At 69.4% G+C, this 18,031-nt stretch carries 16 protein-coding genes; 7 read left to right on the top strand and 9 right to left on the bottom strand.

Annotated features, from left to right (window positions below; all coding sequences use genetic code 11):
* Window positions 1-34 precede the first annotated feature (34 nt).
* From ACIPV2_RS10580 to ACIPV2_RS10555, 6 genes are all read right to left on the bottom strand, one after another.
* The gene (locus ACIPV2_RS10580) at window positions 35-1,000 is read right to left on the bottom strand and encodes an EamA family transporter (protein WP_400841015.1); all 966 of its coding nucleotides are present in this window, start codon (window positions 998-1,000) and stop codon (window positions 35-37) included.
* Window positions 1,001-1,116: 116 nt separating this feature from the next.
* The gene (locus ACIPV2_RS10575; RefSeq protein WP_400841014.1) at window positions 1,117-1,473 is read right to left on the bottom strand and encodes a VOC family protein; all 357 of its coding nucleotides are present in this window, start codon (window positions 1,471-1,473) and stop codon (window positions 1,117-1,119) included.
* 106 nt (window positions 1,474-1,579) lie between these two features.
* A complete protein-coding gene (locus ACIPV2_RS10570; RefSeq protein WP_400841012.1) occupies window positions 1,580-2,926 on the bottom strand; it encodes a sulfatase in 1,347 nt (448 codons plus the stop codon).
* Window positions 2,926-3,849: a carbohydrate ABC transporter permease gene (locus tag ACIPV2_RS10565; protein WP_400841010.1), complete on the bottom strand. Its 924-nt coding sequence runs from the start codon at window positions 3,847-3,849 to the stop codon at window positions 2,926-2,928. Before ACIPV2_RS10565 ends, ACIPV2_RS10570 begins: the two co-directional genes overlap by 1 nt.
* 8 nt (window positions 3,850-3,857) lie before the next feature.
* On the bottom strand, window positions 3,858-4,817 hold the full coding sequence (locus ACIPV2_RS10560) for a sugar ABC transporter permease (protein WP_340085938.1): 960 nt from the start codon (window positions 4,815-4,817) through the stop codon (window positions 3,858-3,860).
* On the bottom strand, window positions 4,814-6,106 hold the full coding sequence (locus ACIPV2_RS10555) for an ABC transporter substrate-binding protein (protein WP_400841007.1): 1,293 nt from the start codon (window positions 6,104-6,106) through the stop codon (window positions 4,814-4,816). Before ACIPV2_RS10555 ends, ACIPV2_RS10560 begins: the two co-directional genes overlap by 4 nt.
* A gap of 230 nt (window positions 6,107-6,336) precedes the next feature.
* Here ACIPV2_RS10555 and ACIPV2_RS10550 point away from each other — a divergent pair, with 230 nt between their 5' ends.
* Genes ACIPV2_RS10550 through ACIPV2_RS10535 form a run of 4 tightly spaced genes read left to right on the top strand, consistent with a single transcriptional unit; the run spans window position 6,337 to window position 11,320 of the window.
* The gene (locus ACIPV2_RS10550) at window positions 6,337-7,461 is read left to right on the top strand and encodes a substrate-binding domain-containing protein (protein WP_400841005.1); all 1,125 of its coding nucleotides are present in this window, start codon (window positions 6,337-6,339) and stop codon (window positions 7,459-7,461) included.
* Window positions 7,462-7,476: 15 nt separating this feature from the next.
* Window positions 7,477-8,472, top strand: a complete 996-nt coding sequence (locus ACIPV2_RS10545) for a Gfo/Idh/MocA family protein (RefSeq protein WP_400841003.1) — start codon at window positions 7,477-7,479, stop codon at window positions 8,470-8,472.
* The gene (locus ACIPV2_RS10540) at window positions 8,469-9,884 is read left to right on the top strand and encodes a sulfatase (protein ID WP_400841002.1); all 1,416 of its coding nucleotides are present in this window, start codon (window positions 8,469-8,471) and stop codon (window positions 9,882-9,884) included. Before ACIPV2_RS10545 ends, ACIPV2_RS10540 begins: the two co-directional genes overlap by 4 nt.
* On the top strand, window positions 9,881-11,320 hold the full coding sequence (locus tag ACIPV2_RS10535; protein ID WP_400841000.1) for a sulfatase: 1,440 nt from the start codon (window positions 9,881-9,883) through the stop codon (window positions 11,318-11,320). Before ACIPV2_RS10540 ends, ACIPV2_RS10535 begins: the two co-directional genes overlap by 4 nt.
* Here ACIPV2_RS10535 and ACIPV2_RS10530 read toward each other — a convergent pair.
* Window positions 11,304-12,758, bottom strand: coding sequence for a sulfatase (locus ACIPV2_RS10530; RefSeq protein ID WP_400840999.1), 1,455 nt, complete (start codon window positions 12,756-12,758; stop codon window positions 11,304-11,306). The genes ACIPV2_RS10535 and ACIPV2_RS10530 overlap by 17 nt on opposite strands.
* 48 nt (window positions 12,759-12,806) lie before the next feature.
* On the opposite strand from ACIPV2_RS10530, the gene ACIPV2_RS10525 reads away from it, so the two are divergent.
* From ACIPV2_RS10525 to ACIPV2_RS10515, 3 genes are read left to right on the top strand one after another with little or no spacing between them, the layout of a single operon-like run.
* Window positions 12,807-14,750 (top strand): DUF2264 domain-containing protein, encoded by a 1,944-nt coding sequence (locus tag ACIPV2_RS10525; protein WP_400840997.1) that lies wholly within the window; start codon window positions 12,807-12,809, stop codon window positions 14,748-14,750.
* A gap of 56 nt (window positions 14,751-14,806) precedes the next feature.
* A complete protein-coding gene (locus tag ACIPV2_RS10520; RefSeq protein ID WP_400840995.1) occupies window positions 14,807-15,856 on the top strand; it encodes a PLP-dependent cysteine synthase family protein in 1,050 nt (349 codons plus the stop codon).
* Between the two features lie 18 nt (window positions 15,857-15,874).
* Window positions 15,875-16,384, top strand: a complete 510-nt coding sequence (locus tag ACIPV2_RS10515; protein ID WP_400840993.1) for a glycine cleavage system protein R — start codon at window positions 15,875-15,877, stop codon at window positions 16,382-16,384.
* A gap of 86 nt (window positions 16,385-16,470) precedes the next feature.
* On the opposite strand, the gene ACIPV2_RS10510 is transcribed toward ACIPV2_RS10515, so the two are convergent.
* Complete coding sequence (locus tag ACIPV2_RS10510) at window positions 16,471-17,484, bottom strand: aldo/keto reductase family protein (protein WP_400840991.1); 1,014 nt, start codon at window positions 17,482-17,484, stop codon at window positions 16,471-16,473.
* A 43-nt stretch (window positions 17,485-17,527) separates the two neighbouring features.
* Window positions 17,528-18,019 carry a hypothetical protein gene (locus ACIPV2_RS10505; RefSeq protein ID WP_400840989.1) on the bottom strand — a complete coding sequence of 164 codons (492 nt, stop codon included), beginning with the start codon at window positions 18,017-18,019 and terminating at the stop codon, window positions 17,528-17,530.
* Between the last annotated feature and the right edge of the window lie 12 nt (window positions 18,020-18,031).

Genomic DNA, 18,031 nt, shown 5'->3' with positions numbered 1-18,031 from the left:
TACGTATACAAACAGCGTGCCGGGGCGATGCGTCTCAGCGCGCGGAGTCGGGCAGCGGCTCCACGAGCTCGCCCGCGGCGGCGGGCTCGCCGAGCTTGACGATCACCACCCCGGCCAGCACCAGCACGCCCCCGACGAGCTGCACCGGAGCGGGCAGCTGACCCAGCAGCAGCCATCCGAACAGCAGGGCCGCGACCACCTCGGCGAGGGCGATGAACGAGGCCAGCCGCGAGCCCAGCATGCGCGTCGAGGCGATCCCCAGCACGTACGCCAGGGCGGTGGCGAGCAGGCCGATCGTGAGCACGGGCACGAACCACGGCAGGGACCCGAACCGGTACCCGACGTCGTCGAAAGTCCACGCCATGGGCAGCGCACCCACGATGCCGGCGAGCGTCAGACCAACGCCGCCGAGCAACAGGCCGGCGGCCGCGAGCACGATCGGCGGCAGTCCGGTGTCTTCGCGCGCGGAGAGCACGAAGTACGTCGCCGCGCCGACCATTGCGGCGAGTGCCCACAGGATGCCGCCGGCATCCACCCGCGCCCCGGTGAGCACATCGAGCATCAGCACCAGGCCGCCGAATGCGACGACCGCGCCCACGATGCTGCGCCGCGTCGGTCGCTCACCCCGGCGCAGCCATAGCCACAGCACCACCGCGACGGGCGCGGTGTACTCGATCAGCAGGGCGATGCCGACGTCCATCAGGGCGACGGCCTGGAAGTAGCACAGCTGGGTTGCGGTGACGGCGAGCAGACCGTACGCGACGATCATGCCGGCGTTGCGGCGCAGCAGACCCCACCGCTTTCGCAGCGCCAGCACGGCGGGCACGAGCAGCACCAGAGCGGCCACCCAGATGCGGGCCGTGACGGCCGCGCCCGGCGTCCATCCCGCATCGATCAGGCCGCGCGCCCACGCTCCCGACATGCCAAACGACAGCGCCGCTCCGAGCGCGACGACGAGCCCCGCGCCGGTGCGCCGTGCTTGGTGCGTGGCTGATCCCATGACCCCCGAGGCTACCGCCCCTCGACCCGCGCCCCCCCTCTCGCTCCGGTATGAGTTCGTGCCGCATCAATCACGCTGGAGCGGCACGAACTCATACCGGAAGCAGTAGCCGGGGGTCAGGTCATGCCCTCGTAGAGGCCGATACGGTTGCCGTCGGGGTCGACGATCACGGCCCACGAGCTGGTGTCCGTGATCGGGCTCTTTTCCAGCGCCACCGTCGCGCCCGCCTGCGTCGCGGCGGCGATCGTGTCGTCGATCGAGTCGACCTCCACGTACGAGCGGGGTTGCGTGAAACCCTCCGATCGCGGCGCCAGCCCGCCGCCCGAGATCCCGTTCGGGGCCTGCCACATGGGGTAGCCCTCGAAACCGGGCATCTCGGCGATGGTCCAGCCGAACAGGGTTCCGTAGAAGTCGCTCGCGCGTCGCATGTCGGTCACCGGGATGTCGATGTGCGTGATGTCTCCGTGCGCCATTGCCTCGTCCTCTCATCCGTCGACGGGGCCATTGTGCGCCCGAGTGGCCGTCGGTTCAAGACCATCCGCAAGCCGAGCACACCGGGGCGCGGCGGGACGTCTCGGCTCAATAGGGCACGGCGAAGATCCGCTCCTGCGTGCCCTCCGGGGCATCCGCCGGCAGCGGGATCAGCTTGAGAAATTCGTGGTCATCGGTGTCAATGCACCACTGCAGCAGGCACGCCCGCATCTCCTGGAGGAGCCCGTCGAACGCCGATTCGACGGCGAGGTTGCGGCGCTCGCCTGGATCGGCGACCACGTCGTGCAGCTGCTCCCGGTGTCTGCCCCAGCTGTAGACCGCGTACTTGTACCGGCCGCGATAGACCGCGCGGCCGCGGGTGAGTGGTGGGTCGGCGCGCTCGAAGCGGGTCTCGACTCCGATGACGCGATCGGATGCCTCATACGCGTTGTCCGCGAAGGGCAGCGGGCGGCCGCGCAGCCCCGCGGGTGCGGGCACCACGGCGGCCTCCAGCAGAGTGGGCAGCACGTCGAGTCCGGCCGACACCGGATCGGTCCGCGGCCCGGGCGCCGTGCCAGGCCCTGACACGATCAGCGGCACGCGCACGCACTCCTCGAAGAGCGCCGTCTTCTGATTCCACCGGTGCGCCGCATCGCCGTCGCCGTGATCGCTGGTGAAGACGACCAGGGTCGACTCGGCCAGACCCGACTCGTCGAGCGCATCGAGGATCAGGCCCAGCTGAGCATCCGCTCGCTCCACGAGCCGGCGGTACGCCGCGCGATAGAGTCGCCACTCCTCGGGCGTGTACTCGGCAGTGCCGTACGTCTGCTGGGCGGCGTGCTTCTCGAAGCGCACCGCCTCGGCCTCGAACGGGGCGGGGTCGAAGTTCGCCGGCAGCGGCGGTGCATCGCGCACCCCACCAGGATCGATGTCTCCATAGGGCATCGGCTGGCGGCGGGCGTACTCGCAGATGCTGTGCGGGTCGTCGAACGAGGCGAACAGCAGAAAGGGTCGCGAGGCATCCGCACGGCCGCGCAGCCACTCCACGGCCGCGTCAGCAAGACCTCGATCGCCGAATGGATGCAGCACGTCGAAGCCGGCATCGGGCGGCGCGCTGGGCGAGATGGCGTGCCACTTCCCCGCGTAGGCGCAGTCGTAGCCGGCAGCAGTGAGCAGATGCCCCATGCTCTCGGGGCGCGCGCCCGGCTCCGCATCCGCCGACCCGTACCGGTTGCCGCCGACGCCGAGCTCGTGCGGCATCCGCCCCGTCAGCAGTGATGCACGCGAGGGCACGCACAGCGGAAAGGTCACGGCGGCGCGGGTGAACTCCGCCCCCGATCGGCGCAGCCGATCAAGGTGCGGAGTGTCGACCCAGCCCTCATCGCGGTCGATGACGTGCGCACCGAGCTGATCGGCCATCACCACGAGCAGGTTCGGCCGCGTCGCGGCCGTCATCACTTGCCCATGCCGAGGGTGAGCCCCTCGGTGAGGCGGCGTCCCAGCCACAGGTAGATCGCCAGCATCGGCAGCACGACGATGCAGAGTCCGGCGAACAGCCCGCCCCAGTCCGCGCCGGAGTAGGTCTGCTGCTGGATGAACGAGATCAGCGCGACGGGAAGCGTGTACTTCTCGGTGGACTGCAGCAGCGTCAGCGCGAGGAGGGTCTCGTTCCAGTGCGAGATGACCTGCAGCACGAAGGCGGTGAGGATCCCGCCCTTGGCCAGCGGCAGGGTGATGCGCCAGAAGGTGCCGAAGGCGGTCGTGCCGTCGAGGGCGGCTGCCTCCTCCATCTCCAGCGGCAGCGACCGGAAGAAGGCGGTGAGCAGGAAGACGGTGAACGGCATCGAGACGCCGATGTACACGAGGTTGAGCCCGATCAGGCTGTCGGTGAGGTAGACCTCGTTCAGCATGACGAACAGCGGGATGACGATCACCTGGGCGGGGATGCCGAGCCCGAGCACGAAGTACATCGTCAGCGAGTTGGTGAGCCGGTTCTCGACGCGGCTCAGGTAGTACGCCGCGGGGGCGGCGAGCGCGACGGTCAGGAACGACGAGACGAGGGTGGTCACCACGCTGTTCATCGTCGCCGTCGCGAAGTCCCCGACGGTCCAGGCCGTGACGAAGTTGACCGGATCGAGCGAGGTGGGCAGTCCCCAGGGCTCAGCGAGGATCGAGCGGGTGTCCCGGAAGGCCTGGATGACCATCCACACCATCCACGCCACGTTCAGCACGACGAAGGCCCACAGCAGCACGATCCCGATCGCGCGGATCACGCTTCGGTCATTGCCGATGGCGGCTCCGCTCCGGCGGCGCGGACGACGGTGCTCGGGGGGCACCACGATGGTGCGGGTGGTGTCTTCGGTGAGTGTCGCAGTCACGATGTCTCCTAGAATTCGATCGCTTCGCGCTTCATCACGCGTCGCAGCAGCAGCACGAGCACCGACACGAGGGCGAGCGAGAGCACGGCCGAGGCGGATGCGGCACCGTAGGCGGGCACGGATTCGCCGGAGAAGGCGGTGACGTAGGTGTACACCGCGGTCGTCCACGTCTGGGTCGGCGGCATGCCCGCGCCGGTCGACCCGCCGAAGATCCAGATGATCTCGAAGATCTTGACCGACGAGATCGTCCACAGCACCGCGCACGTGCCGAAGACGTCCCAGGTGAGCGGCAGGATGACGTGGCGCAGCCGCTGCCAGGCGTTCGCGCCGGCGAGGGCGCAGTCCTCGTAGTAGTACGGCGGGATGCGGTCGACACCGGCCATGAGGATCGTGGTGAAGTAGCCCGTGGTGATCCAGGTCATCATCACCATGATCAGCGGGAACAGGTTGTCCTGTGAGAGCCAGGCGGGCGGATCGGTGACGCCGAAGGCGCCGAGCAGGGTGTTGACCAGTCCGCCGGGGTTGAAGATGAATCCGGCGAGCACGCCGAAGATCATCGCGTTGACCAGATGGGGGAAGAAGATCACCGATCGGGCGATCTTCTTGCCTGCCATGTCGCGCAGCACGAGCGTGAGCGCGAAGGCGATCACGAAGATCGCGAGTCCGACGACGAACAGCAGCAGCAGCGTGTTGCCGAACGAACGAAGGAAGAGCTTGTCGTTGAACAGTCGAACGTAGTTGCCGAACCCGACGAACTCCATGGGGCCGGCACCGGCCCACTTGTTGAAGCTGATCCAGATCGCGTAGACCGAGGGGACGACGAAGAGGATCGTGTACAGCACGAACGCGGGGCCGACGAACGGCACGAACAGGCGGCGGCGGGCCTGGTCGATCGTGCTGCCCCCTCCCCGCCGCCCGCGACGGGCGGCGGGGAGGGGAGCGGCAGGCGCCAGAGCGACGTCGGTCACGAGTTCTGCTTCCAGTAGTCGACCTGTCCGGTCTTCATCGTCTCGACGAACGTCTTCGCGTCGGTCTTGCCGAGTACGAGGTCGCTCAGCGCGGGCCACAGCAGCTTCTCGGTGTACCCGGGGAAGCTGATGCCGTCGTTCTGCATGTAGTAGGAGTCCGCGGCGTCGAGTGCGTCCTTGACGGTCGACATCTCCTCGCTCACGGTCGCGTCGGTGCGGATCGGGATGATCTTGGCGTCACTGCCCAGGGCGTCCTGATACTTCTTGTTCAGGAAGAAGGCCGCGAACTTCTGCGCGTTCTCGGCGTTCTTCGCGCGGGCCGGCACGGAGAATCCGACGAAGTCGGCGCGCGCGCTGTCGCCCAGCGACGGGAACGGGAACGACGAGTACTCGAACCCGTCCGCGGCATACGGGCCGGTCTCGGTGGGGATCCAGGTGCCGTTGAAGAGCATCACGGCCTTGTCGTCGGCCCAGACCTGCTGCTGCGCGGGCCACTTGCTGGCGTTGTAGCCGTCGATGAAGTAGCCGCCCTTGACGAGCTCCTCGATCATCTGTGCGGCTTCGAGCGCCTCGGGGTCGTCCCAAGCCTTGCCCGTCTTGTCGGCGGCCATCTCGCGCAGCGAGCCGGGGCCGGCAAGGCCGACCATCGCGGAGGTGTACCAGTAGGCGTTGTAACCCGCGACGTCGCCGTCGATGGCGATCGGGGTCTCGCCCGCCGCCGTCATCTCATCCATGGTCGCGAGGAAGTCGTCCCAGCTCTGGGGCGCGTTGTCGACGAGCTCGGGATGCGCCGCCTTGTTGAACCAGATCGCGTCACTGGTGAGCGAGTAGGGCAGCATCCACGGCGCGTCCTCGCCCTTCACCGTGAGCACGTCGTCTTCGAGGTAGGCCTCGGGGATCAGCGCGGACACCTTCTCCCCGTCGACGTCGGCGGCGTACGCCTCGGTGAGGGGCTTCGCCTGCCCGGTCTCAGCCAGCACGGGTGCGGTCTTCGCGAACGAGCCGTCGACGAGGTCGGGCACCTTGTTCGTGTTGAGCGTGGGGACGGTCTTCTTCAGGTTGTCGCGCCCCTGCCACTGGACGTTCACCTCGATGCCGGTCTCCTTCTCGAAGTCGGCGATGGCCTGGGCGACCACCTTCTGCTGAGCCTCGCCCTCTTTCCACATCGCCCAGTAGGTGAACTCTCCGGAGTCGCTGGACCCGCCGCCTGAAGCGGACGAGCATCCGGCGGCGGTGAGCGCGACCGCGCCGATGAGGACAAGGGCCGAGACCTTTCGGATCTTCGCCATCGGATTTCCTTTCGTCTGTGCGCGGCATCGTCGCCTGCGTGGGTCGACTTTCGCTCTTCGATAGAAGAGCATTCAAGGAGTATTCCGATATCCGTAATCGTTCTGTTGCGACGGTTTCTGGCTTCGCGCCTCCGCGACGCCGCTGGCAGATGAAAGGAATCACCGAATACGTCTTTATTCCTTCTCTCTCGGAACGAAGAATCAAAGGAAGAACGACGGAGGGGATCGGCATGGCCGGAAAGCGCGCAACGGTGCGCGACGCAGAGTCGCGGGGATTGAAGTTCGAGCTCCTCGCCGATCAGCTTCGTCGCGGCATCCTCGCCGGTACGTGGACCGCAGGCCAGAAGCTGCCCACCGAGCAGGAGCTCTCGAAGGAGACCGGTCTGTCGCTGACCACGGTGCGCCGCGCGTTCGACGAACTGGTGGCCGAACGCATCGTCGTGCGTCGTCAGGGAGCCGGCAGCTTCGTCGCGCACACGCGCCCGCGGGAGGAGCGCACCCGTCGGCGTATCGGCGTGCTGCTGCCCGACACCCAGCTGTACTACCCGCGGGTTCTGCAGGGCATCGACGAGTCGCTGCAGGCGGCGGGCGCCTCGCTGCAGCTGGCCACCTACCGATACCAGCCCGAGCGTGAGGATGACGCGATAGCGTCGCTGCTGGATGCGGGCGTCGACGGCCTGATCCTGGCGCCGACCCTCACCGGACTCGACGACCCGCTCGCCCGAGCCCAGCAGCTGATGGCGCTGCCCGCCCCGGTGGTCCTCGTCGAGCGCAGCCTCGCCGATGTCGGCCCCGCCGACACCACCGAGCACGTGTGCTCCGACCACGCCGGTGGCGCCTACGACGCGATCGCGCACCTCGCACGCCTGGGTCATTCACGCATCGCTCTTCTCACACGCTCGGCCACGGTCACCGAGTTCGGCATCGTGCGAGGCTTCCGTCGCGCCATCGCCGATCTGGGGCTGCCATCGGGGCTCGAGTTCGCGCAGACGAAGCAGGAGTGGGAAGCCGATTCCGGATCTTCCGCCTTCATCGCGCTGCGGGAGTTCGGCGCCACCGCCGCTCTCGTCTTCGGCGATCGGGAGGCGGCCCTCCTGCAGGGCGCCGCCCGCAGGGCCGGAGTGCGAATCCCCGATGACATCGCGCTCGCCTCGTACGACGACGAGGTCGCGGATCTGGCCGAGGTGCCGCTGACCGCAGTGGCGCCACCCAAGTACCGCATCGGCCGCATGGCCGCTGACGTCATGCTGCGCCGGCTGGTGGAGGGTGACGAATGCCCGCTGCACCAGATCCGGCTGCGACCGCGCATCGTCATACGTCGCTCGTGCGGCGCGAGCGCACTTCACCAGGACTGATCGAGGGAGAGACACGTGCGGATCGGATTGATCGGAGCAGGGGCCGTCGCCCCGTACCACTGCGCCGCAGCGGCGACTCTGGACGGCATGCGGCTCGCCGCCGTCTGCGACATCGACGAGGCCGCGGCTCGCAGGGTGGCCTCCGGATGCCCGGATGCCGCGGTCTTCACAGACCACCGGGCGATGCTGGAGTCGGGAACGGTGGATGCCGTCATCGTGAACACGCCGCACGCGACGCACCTGCCGATCGGTGTCGACGCGGCTGCCGCCGGCGCGCATGTGCTGGTGGAGAAGCCCATGGCCACCACGCTCGAGGACTGCGACCGCCTGGTGGCCGCGTGCGACAGCGCGGGTGTCGCTCTGACCGTGGGACACATCCAGCACTACCTCCCCGAGAAGGTCGCGGCGCACGCGGTGCTCGCCTCGGGCGAGCTGGGAGCGGTGCGGATGGTGCGCGACAACCGCAGCACCGACTATCGCCCCGGCACCCGCTCGCCGTGGTTCTTCTCCCCCGAGATCGCCGGTGGCGGCGCGCTGATGAACATCGGCGGACACTGCATCGACCGCTCGCTGTGGTTCGGCGGCGGCCGCGCCGCCGAGATGCTCGCCACCACCGTCAACCGCTTCGGCTCGACCGTCGAGACCGACGGTGCAATGATGCTGCGCCTCGACAACGGGGTCGCGGTGAGCATCGTCGTCGTCAGCGACCCGGCCACGCGCGGTGACCTGGTGACCGTCGTGTGCGAGGGCGGCATCATCGAGATCGATCCTCGGCACGGCACCACCGTGCACGCCGACGGCCGCTCGCAGCTGATCCATCGCACCCACCCGGACGACATCCAGAGCGCCTTCACCGCGCAGCTCGCCGACTTCCAGCGGGTGGTGCAGGGCGGGACGCCGACCGTGCCGCTGGAGCACGCCAGGCACGTGGTCGAGCTCGTCCTCGCGGCATACCGCTCCGCCGAGGAGGGCTCGGCTCTGCTGCTCGCCGACGCGGAAGCGCTGACGTGACTCAGCCGAATCTCATCCTCATCGTCAGCGACGACCAGGGCCCCTGGGCGCTCGGTGCCGCGGGCAACCGCGAGATCCGCACCCCCGTCCTCGACGAGCTGGCTGCACGCGGCATCCGTCTAGACCGGTTCTTCTGCGCGTCGCCCGTCTGCTCACCGGCCCGCGCCAGTCTGCTCACCGGTCAGGTTCCGTCCACTCACGGCGTGCACGACTACCTCGACGGCGCGCACTCCGGTCCTGCCGGCCGCGATCATCTCGCGGGGACGCCGACGCTCACCGATGCGCTCGCCGACGCCGGATACCGGCTGGGGCTCTCGGGCAAGTGGCACCTCGGCGCCAGCGACGTGCCGCGCCGCGGCTTCGTGCACTGGTACGCCCTCGACGGGGGCGGCAGCCCGTACCACGACGCGGTGATGCACACCGGTGACGGTCGCACCGAGCACGTCACCGACTACCTGACCGATGTGATCGCCGACGACGCGATCGCGTTCCTCGATGCCGAGCAGCAGCACGACGCCCCCTTCTTCCTGGCCCTGAACTTCACGGCGCCGCACAAGCCGTTCGCCGGTCAGCATCCCGCCGAGTTCACCGAGCTCTATCGCGACTGCGCGTTCGAGACCTGCCCTCAGGAGCAGCGTCACCCGTGGCTGCAGACTCTCGACGGCGCGCCGATCGGCGGCGAGGCCGACACCCGCGAGGCACTGATCGGCTATTTCGCGGCAGTGACGGCGATGGATGCTGCCATCGGCCGCGTGCTCGACCGGCTGGAGCTGCACGGCATCGCCGACGACACCGTGGTGGTCTTCCTCAGCGACAACGGGTTCAGCTGCGGGCAGCACGGTTTCTGGGGCAAGGGCAACGGCACCTTCCCGATGAACATGTACGACGAGTCGGTCATGGTGCCCTTCATCGTCGCGGGGCCCGGCGTGCGACCCGAGGGCGACGTGCGTGACGAGCTGCTCAGCGCCTACGACCTGCCGGCGACCCTGCTCGAGATGCTCGGACTCGACCCCGAGCCGTTCGAGCACGGGCCGGGGCGCAGCTTCGCCGCGGTGCTGCGCGGTGCGCGCGCCGAGACACCGGATCGTCCGGTCGTCGTGCACAGCGAGTACGGGCCCGTCCGCATGATCCGCACCGCGGAGCGCAAGTACGTGCACCGGCATCCGTACGGCCCGCACGAGATGTACGACCTGGCCGCCGATCCGCGCGAGCGCAGCAATCTCGCCGACGATCCCGCGTACGCCGGCGAGGTGGCGCGGATGCGCCGGATGCTCGACGCATGGTTCACTGAGCACGCGGACCCGCGCGCGGACGGCCGCGGGCTGCCGGTGTTCGGCGCGGGACAGACCCGCACCCTCGACGACGACCCCCTCGGCGCGTTCGCGCCGCCCGGATGGGATGGAGCCTCATGACCCGCCGCCCGAATATCCTGCTGATCGTCTCGGACGACCACGGCTACGCCGACCGGTCGGCCGAAGGCACGCCCGGGGTGCGCACTCCGGTGCTCGACCGTCTGGCGGCCGAGGGCGCGACCTGCACCGACGCCTACGTGACGGCGCCCATCTGCTCGCCCTCCCGCGCCGGACTCATCACCGGGCAGTACCAGCAGCGCTGGGGCGGCCTGTGGTTCGACTCGGCGCACATCGGCAGCGCCCCCACCATCGCCGAACGTCTTCGCGACGCGGGTTACGCGACCGGGTACTTCGGCAAGGTGCACTACGGCGACGAGACCGCCGCCGACCGCGGCGCCCCGCCGCACCACGGCTTCGAGGAGTCGTTCTACGGTCTGGCCGGCCAGTCGATGGGCCGCCTGCACTACCTGCATCACAGCGCAGACGCGGTCGCCGAGTACGGCGAGGCCGCCGAGGCGATGGGCGTGCAGCCGTTCTGGTCGGGCGAGGAGGCGGTGGAGTTCGACGGTTTCACGACCGACGAGATCGCCGACCGGGCGGGGGCGTTCATCGAGCGTCAGGACGGCGAGCAGCCGTTCTTCGCCATGGTCGCCTTCAACGCCGTGCACAACTTCTGCTGGCAGCTGCCCGATGACGAGCTGGCCGCGCGCGGCCTGGAGAGCCCGGGGGACTGGCATCCGGGCGCCGCCGAGTACCTCGACTGGTACGACGGTGCCATCAGCCCGAATCTGCCCGATGGGCGCGCCTTCTATCTCGCGCAGCTCGAGCTGATGGATCGCGCGATCGGGCGCCTTCTCGACCGCCTCGACGCCTCCGGCGTCGCCGACGACACGATCGTGGTGTACCTCACCGACAACGGCGGATCACAGTGCAACTACGGCGACAACGGTGTGCTGCGGGGCACGAAGTACACGCTGTGGGAGGGCGGCATCCGGGTGCCGTTCCTCGTGCGCTGGCCCGGAGTCGCCGCCGCCCGCACCGTGGTGAGCGAACCGGTGAGCGCGCTGGATCTCGCGGCCACGTTCGCGGCGGCAGCGGGGCTCGCCGAGAACGCGGACGACGACGGACGCGACCTGCGCCCCCTGCTCGAGGACGACGCCGACGACGACACCCCCGGTGCGCAGGACGGGCGCGAGAATCGCGCGCCGACCGGCGAGCGCGAGCTGCACTGGGACTGCGGCTGGCAGTGGGCCGTGCGTCGCGGCGACTGGAAGCTGCTCTCGGTGGCCGGCGACAGTCCGACCGCGCAATACGTGCGCGCGGTCGAGCACACGAGCACCGGCGACGGGCTGATCCTCACGGATCTGGCCGGCGACCCCGGCGAGCGCGACAATCTCGCCTCCCGCCGACCGCGGCTGGTCGCACAGCTCACCCACGCGCACGAGCGCTGGCGAGCGCGGGTCGGACTGCCGGCCGACCCTACATCGCAGGTCTGAGCACTCCGGCGAGCGCCGCAGCGCCCTCCCATGCATCACCGGCGCGCTGCAGCTCGCCGTGCAGTCGGCCGGCCAGCGCGACCGCACGCGGGTCATCAGAGCGGTCGTCCAGCTCGTAGGGATCGGCGAGCAGGTCGAAGAACTGCACCTCCAACCCGGATTCCGGATGCCAGGTCGCGACGACCTTCGCGGTGCGTGTGCGCAGTCCGCGCACACTGCTGACTTCCGATCGCGAGGCGAATCGCATGTAGAGCGTGGCGTCATCGTCATCGGAGGCCGCGGTGTCGGGCGCGCCGCGCAGGGCATCCGAGCGATCGCGGCCGGCGACCCGCTCGTCGCGGGTGGCGACGCCGGCCAGGCCGAGGATGGTCGGCGCGAAGTCCAGGGAGTCCACGACGGTGTGAGACTCCCCTGCGGGGATCAAGCCGGGCGCGTGCACGATCAGCGGCAGTCGCATGGACTCCTCATAGGGCACGTTCTTGTACATCAGGCCGTGGCTGCCCAGCTGCATCCCGTGGTCCGAGGTGAACAGGATCACCGTCGACCGGTTCGTGTCCTGCGCGGCGACGGCGGCGGCCAGCCGCCCGATCTGCTCGTCCACCCCGGTGATCGCGGCGAAGTAGTCACGGGCGACCTTCGCAGCCTCGGTTGCGACGGCAGTGCCGTGAGGCACGTTGGGGCGGTTCACAAGGGTGCGCTCGTCGAGATCGGCGTAGCGCGAGCGATAGCGGTCGGGCACCTGGTCGAAGGGCTGGTGCGGCGGGTTGAGCGAGACCATCAGGGCGTACGGGTCGTCGCCGGCGTCGCTCAGGAAGTCGATCGCGACATCCACCTCGTGCTCGGCCGACCACTGATCGACATCGACCCGCTCCTCTCGAGCGGCATCCGTCGTCCAGTAGTGCGGGGCGAGGTGGCGGTCGGCCGCGCCGTAGGAGTACCAGTACTCGAACCCGAATCGCCGCGCAGGCGGCGACCAGGCATCCCACACCTTGCCGTCGTCGCGGCGTCCCTCGCCGAATTGTTCATCGTCGGCGACCGGTGGTTCGAGATGCCACTTGCCGATGTAGCCGGTGCGCCACCCGTGATCGCGCAGCACGCTGGCCCACGTCGGCAGGCCGTCGCGCAGACCGACCCCGTCCTGCGCGCTCTCGGAGTTCACGTTCAAGGTGACGCCGTTCACCTGCGGACGCATCCCGGTGAGGAACATCGCCCGGTGCGGGCTGCACACGGGGTAGCCGCTCACCGCCTGGCGCATGATCCTGCCACTCTCCGCGAGCGCGTCGAGGTGCGGCGTGTGCACCGGATCCTCCTCGGCGATGCCGAGGGACGCGGCGCGGAACTGGTCGGCCATGACGACGAGGATGTTCGGGCGATGCGGCAAGGCGGCCTCCAGGCTCGGGATGTCGCCAGTCAACGCGGTGAGGAGAAGAGGATTCAACACCTTCTCCTCTTGAATCCTCTCCTTCGCCGCTGTGACCATCGAGGCATGCCGATGACAGCCCCCGCGTGGATGCCGCCCGCCGATCCGCTCACCGCCGCGTACACCGGGTACACCCGCGCCCACTGGACAGCGGCGGCGGATCGGATCCTCGACGCGGCCCGGCAGCGCTCGACGCACGGCGGGGCGATGGTGGATTTCGCCGCGGGGCCGGGGGCGGCGGATGCCGGCGCCGGCTCGGCCATTGACCGCCTGGAGGGATTCGCCCGCACCTTCCTGCTCGCGGCGCTGCGCATCGCCGGGGATCCGGACGGCGTCGACGGCACCGCCCACCTGGTCACGCACTACGCCGAGGCGCTGCGGCACGCGATGGCGCAGCGTATCTGGCCGGCGCTCACCGATCACAGCCAGGCGACCGTCGAGGCGGCATCCATCGCGATCGCCCTGCACCTCACGCGCGACACCGTCTGGTCCGCGCTGGACGACACCACCCGTGAGGGCGTGCACGCCTGGTTCGCGCAGGCACGCGGCACCTGGTGCGCCGACAACAACCACGTGCTGCTGGGCGCCACTCTGGCCGCTTTCAACCATGCCGGCGGATTCGCCGAAGGCCGCGACACGGTCGAGAACGCGCTCGACCGGATGGACGACTGGCACCGGGCCGACGGCTGGTACACCGACGGCGACGGGCGGCGCTTCGACCACTACAACGCCTTCGCGTTCCACTGGTACCCGTTCTTCATCGATGAGCTGATGGGTGCGGGCTTCGACGATCGGCGCGCGCTGCACCGCGAGCGCCTCGCCGCATTCGTCGATGGCTACCAGCACCTGTTCGACGCCCACTGCGCGCCGGTCTTCCAGGGCCGCTCGCTCATCTACCGGTGGGCGACGGCAGCGCCGTTCTGGATGGCTCGCCGCGAGGGGCTCGAGGTGCTGCACGCGGGCCGGACACGGCGGCTGACCAGCGGCATCCTGAAGCACTTCGTCGACGGTGGCAGCCTCGACAGCGGCGTGCTGTCGCTGGGCTGGCAGCGCGAGCCGACCCCGAGCATGGTGCAGTCCTACAGCGGTCCGGGTTCGCCGTACTGGGCGGCGAAGGGCTTCCTCGGCCTCGCACTCCCCGCCGACGATCCGATATGGGCGGCGGCGGAGACGCCGCTGCAGATCGAGCAGGAGGACGTGCGCCGCGTGCTCGACGGCCCACGGTGGCTGATCGACGCCCGACGAGACGACGGCATCGTGCGCCTGCACAACTTCGGCAGCGACGGCCATCCGACGCGCGACGACCCGCTGTACCGCCGGCTGCAGTTCACCTCGGTCACCCGGCCCGTTCCCGGCGGCGAGGTGCGCGACAGCGACATCACCATCGAGGGCGCGGCACACCGCCCGGCCCTGCGCGCGAGCGTCGGCGCCCGTGGCGGGGCGGTCACACGCGCGCTCGACGCGGGCGGGCGGCACGTGCTCTCGCAGGTGGTGACGAAGATCGTCGGCACCAGCGTCGTTCATGTGGCGCGCCTGTCCGGCTGCGTGGGTCTACCTGGCCGGGTGAGCGGCGCCGCGCTGGTGGTCGAGGGCGGCGCCACGGAGGCCGGCGATGACGCACCCACCGCGGGGGCCGCGGGGCAGACCGCGCTGGCGCAGTGCGAGGGCCTCACGAGCGTGGTGCACATGCTCGGCGCCTGGGCGGCATCGCCGTCGGTGGAACCGGCGGCCATCCCCCTGGCACCCGAGGCCGTCGTGGTGCGGGTGGCCGACGGCGCCGACGCCCTGCTCTGCCCGACCGTGCGACTCGGCCCGCTGCCCGCCGAAGTGGTCGTCGCCTGGCAGACCGCCCTGTCGCGGGCATCCCTCGCAGCGCTCGAGATCAGCGACGTCGCGGTGCACGACGATCATGTCGCTCTGACCGCGGGCGGCGAGCGGCTCGCGTTCCGCTGGTCGCTGGCAGAGCCCTTTCCCGCCGACGCCGAGGCGCAGCGCATCCGTCGACCGTGACCCGATTGCGCACCGACGCCTCTTCTCGCCGCTGCGTGCACCGCTACCCTCGAACCATGAGCGATTGGGTCAGTTCCGCCATCCAGGTGCTCGAGGCGGACGCCAACCGCTCGGCCGACACGCACCTGCACCTCTTCCCACTGCCTGCGGACTGGGGTATCGACCTGTATCTGAAGGACGAGTCGGTGCACCCCACCGGCTCGCTCAAGCACCGCCTCGCCCGCTCGCTCATCCTCTACGGACTCGTCAACGGGCTGATCGACGAAGACACGACGCTCGTCGAATCGTCGAGCGGATCAACGGCGGTCTCCGAGGCATACTTCGCACGGATGCTCGGTCTGAAGTTCATCACGGTCGTGCCGCGCTCGACGAGCCAGGAGAAGATCGACCTCATCGAGTTCTACGGCGGCAGCTGCCACTTCGTCGACCACGCCGAGGAGATCTCACCCGAAGCGCGTCGCCTCGCCGCCGGCTGCCACGGCCACTACCTCGACCAGTTCACGTTCGCCGAGCGCGCCACTGACTGGCGCGGCAACAACAACATCGCCGAGAGCGTGTTCAGTCAGCTGTCGCAGGAGCGGCATCCCATCCCCCGCTGGATCGTCGTCGGCGCCGGAACCGGCGGCACCAGCGCCACCTTCGGCCGCTACGTCCGCTACCGACGCCACGCCACGCAGGTCGCCGTCGCAGACCCGGAGGGATCGGCGTTTTATGCCGCCTGGCAGGGCGATGCGGGTGCCGTCGGCAGACCGTCGATGATCGAGGGCATCGGCCGGCCCCGTGTGGAGCCGTCTTTCGTCCCCAGTGTGATCGACGAGATGATCTCGGTGCCCGATGCAGCGTCGATCGCCGCGATCCGTCTGCTGCGCGACCGCACGCTGCACCTCGCAGGCGGTTCGACCGGCACCAACCTCTACGGTGCGTTCGAGCTGATTAGCCGCATGCGCGACGCGGGTGAGACGGGCAGCGTCGTCACGCTGATCTGCGACAGCGGCATCCGCTACACGCAGACCTACTACGACGACGCGTGGGTCGCCGCTCAAGGATGGGATCTCGCCCCGCACCGGGAGAGGATGCAGCGCTTCCTCGACGGCGGCGCGTGGTGAGCGGGCTACGCTGATCGCATGACCACGCTCATCCTCACGGTCGCGGGAGCGGATCGCCCCGGGCTCGTCTCAACCGTCGCCGACGTCGTCGCCGCGCACGGCGGCAACTGGGAGAACAGCCAGCTCGCCGAGCTTGCCGGCACCTTCGCGGGCGTGATCGAGATATCCGTCGCAGAGGATCGCGTCGATGCCCTGCGAGGCGACCTCGATGCCCTCGACGGGATGCTCGCGATCACCGTTCACGCTGGTGCCGACACCTCCGCGGCCGGCACCGCGCAGCGCATCTCGATCAGCGTGCTCGGCAACGACCGCGCGGGCATCGTGCGCGAGATCTCGGGAGTGCTGAGCGCGCACGCGCTGAGCATCGAGAGCATGACCACGCAGACCCGGGATGCCGCGATGGCCGGCGGCCGACTGTTCGAGTCAGCGGTGACCGCGACGCTGCCGGCATCCGCCGACCTCGAGGCGCTGCGCGCCGACATCGAGCGGCTGACACACGATCTGCAGGTCGACATCACCGCGCTCTGATCCGTTCAGTCGCCCTGTGGCACGGCGCACCCGCGCTCCGCGGGCGGTGTCACAGCAGCTGTGCGCACCGCCCGCGACGCTGAGGGTCAGACCAGTCGAGTCTTCGGCGACACGTCGTAGGTGTCCTGCGGGTCGGTGTACGCCACGTCGCCCAGAGCCTCGTCGATGGCGGTCATCACGTCGGCGCCGAGACGCACGCCCGAGCCCTTGACCGTCTCGGCGAGCTGCTCCGGACGCGAGGCGCCCACCAGCGCCGCCGCGACGTTCGGGTTCTGCAGCACCCACGCGATCGCGAGCTGGGGCATCGTCAGGCCCGCGTCGGCCGCGATGGGCTTGAGCTTCTGCACGGCTTCGAGGATGTCATCCTGCAGCAGGCGCTTGATGAACTCGGCACCCGAGTGCGGGTCGGTGGCGCGCGAGCCGTCGGGCACGGGCTGGCCGGGCAGGTACTTGCCGCTGAGCACGCCCTGGGCCATCGGCGACCAGACGATCTGCGAGATGCCCAGGCTCTCCGAGGTCGGCACGACCTTGCCCTCGATCACGCGGTGCAGCATCGAGTACTGCGGCTGGTTCGAGATCAGCTGGAATCCGAGCTGACGCGACAGCGCGTGCCCCTCACGCAGCTGCTCGGCGGTCCACTCCGAGACGCCGATGTACAGCGCCTTGCCCTGCCTGACCACATCGGCGAAGGCCTGCATGGTCTCCTCGAGCGGGGTCTCGTAGTCGTAGCGGTGCGCCTGGTACAGATCGACGTAGTCGGTGCCGAGACGCTGCAGCGAGCCGTCGATCGACTCGAAGATGTGCTTGCGGCTGAGGCCGGTGTCGTTGGGGCCCTTCGGCCCGGTCGGGAAGTACACCTTCGTGAAGATCTCGAGTCCCGCACGACGCTGACCTGCGAGCGCCTTGCCGAGCACGACCTCGGCGGCCGTGTTCGCGTAGGTGTCGGCCGTGTCGAAGGTGGTGATCCCGGCATCCAGCGCAGCGTGCACCGTCGCGATCGCCGCCTCGTCGCCCACCTGCGAGGCGTGCGTCACCCAGTTGCCGTAGGTGATCTCCGAGACCTTGAGTCCGCTGTTTCCGAGGTAGCGATAGTTGACCATGCTCACACGCTATCCCTGATCAGGGCCTCGACCGAGCGATGCGTCAGGCCTTGACAACAGCGGGGCGCGGGACCCTCGCCCTCAGCGCCAGCACCACTGCGGCGACACCCGCAGCGAGGCTCACGGCATACAGCAGAAGCGACCACCGACTGTAGTCGCCACCGCCGATCCCGAAGGCGTCGGCGATGCTCATGCCAGGCCCGAACGACGCCACGAAGTACCCCGGCGTGCCGAGGATCAGCAGAAGCAGGAAGAGCAGTGCGCTGTGCGCGGGCTCCAGCCTTGACCGGATGCTGAGCACCGCGACCACGATCGCCGCGACGACTCCGGCGCCGAGAAGCAGCAGCGGCATCGTCACCGGCATGGTCTCGCCGACGGCATCCATCTCGGTGTAGATGCCGCCGAGGGATGCCCCGGGCACCGCCGCCAGGGGATTCAGCACCAGGATCTGCAGTGCGGCGAGCACGGCATAGGCGGTCACGACGATCAGCCCGATCACGGAGACGCGAGATGTGGTGACCCGGGTGCCGTTCATGGCGCCATCATG

The sequence above is a fragment of the Microbacterium sp. NPDC089987 genome (genome assembly GCF_044748505.1).
Taxonomy (GTDB): Bacteria; Actinomycetota; Actinomycetes; order Actinomycetales; family Microbacteriaceae; genus Microbacterium.
This window is presented reverse-complemented; position numbering and strand designations above follow the sequence as displayed.

What these genes read in the sequence shown, in the direction of transcription:
- ACIPV2_RS10580 (WP_400841015.1), bottom strand. Translation starts at nt 1,000, where the DNA reads ATGGGATCAGCCACGCACCAAGCACGGCGCACCGGCGCGGGGCTCGTC.
- ACIPV2_RS10575 (WP_400841014.1), bottom strand. Translation starts at nt 1,473, where the DNA reads ATGGCGCACGGAGACATCACGCACATCGACATCCCGGTGACCGACATG.
- ACIPV2_RS10570 (WP_400841012.1), bottom strand. Translation starts at nt 2,926, where the DNA reads ATGACGGCCGCGACGCGGCCGAACCTGCTCGTGGTGATGGCCGATCAG.
- ACIPV2_RS10555 (WP_400841007.1), bottom strand. Translation starts at nt 6,106, where the DNA reads ATGGCGAAGATCCGAAAGGTCTCGGCCCTTGTCCTCATCGGCGCGGTC.
- ACIPV2_RS10550 (WP_400841005.1), top strand. Translation starts at nt 6,337, where the DNA reads ATGGCCGGAAAGCGCGCAACGGTGCGCGACGCAGAGTCGCGGGGATTG.
- ACIPV2_RS10535 (WP_400841000.1), top strand. Translation starts at nt 9,881, where the DNA reads ATGACCCGCCGCCCGAATATCCTGCTGATCGTCTCGGACGACCACGGC.
- ACIPV2_RS10525 (WP_400840997.1), top strand. Translation starts at nt 12,807, where the DNA reads ATGCCGATGACAGCCCCCGCGTGGATGCCGCCCGCCGATCCGCTCACC.
- ACIPV2_RS10520 (WP_400840995.1), top strand. Translation starts at nt 14,807, where the DNA reads ATGAGCGATTGGGTCAGTTCCGCCATCCAGGTGCTCGAGGCGGACGCC.
- ACIPV2_RS10515 (WP_400840993.1), top strand. Translation starts at nt 15,875, where the DNA reads ATGACCACGCTCATCCTCACGGTCGCGGGAGCGGATCGCCCCGGGCTC.
- ACIPV2_RS10510 (WP_400840991.1), bottom strand. Translation starts at nt 17,484, where the DNA reads ATGGTCAACTATCGCTACCTCGGAAACAGCGGACTCAAGGTCTCGGAG.
- ACIPV2_RS10505 (WP_400840989.1), bottom strand. Translation starts at nt 18,019, where the DNA reads ATGAACGGCACCCGGGTCACCACATCTCGCGTCTCCGTGATCGGGCTG.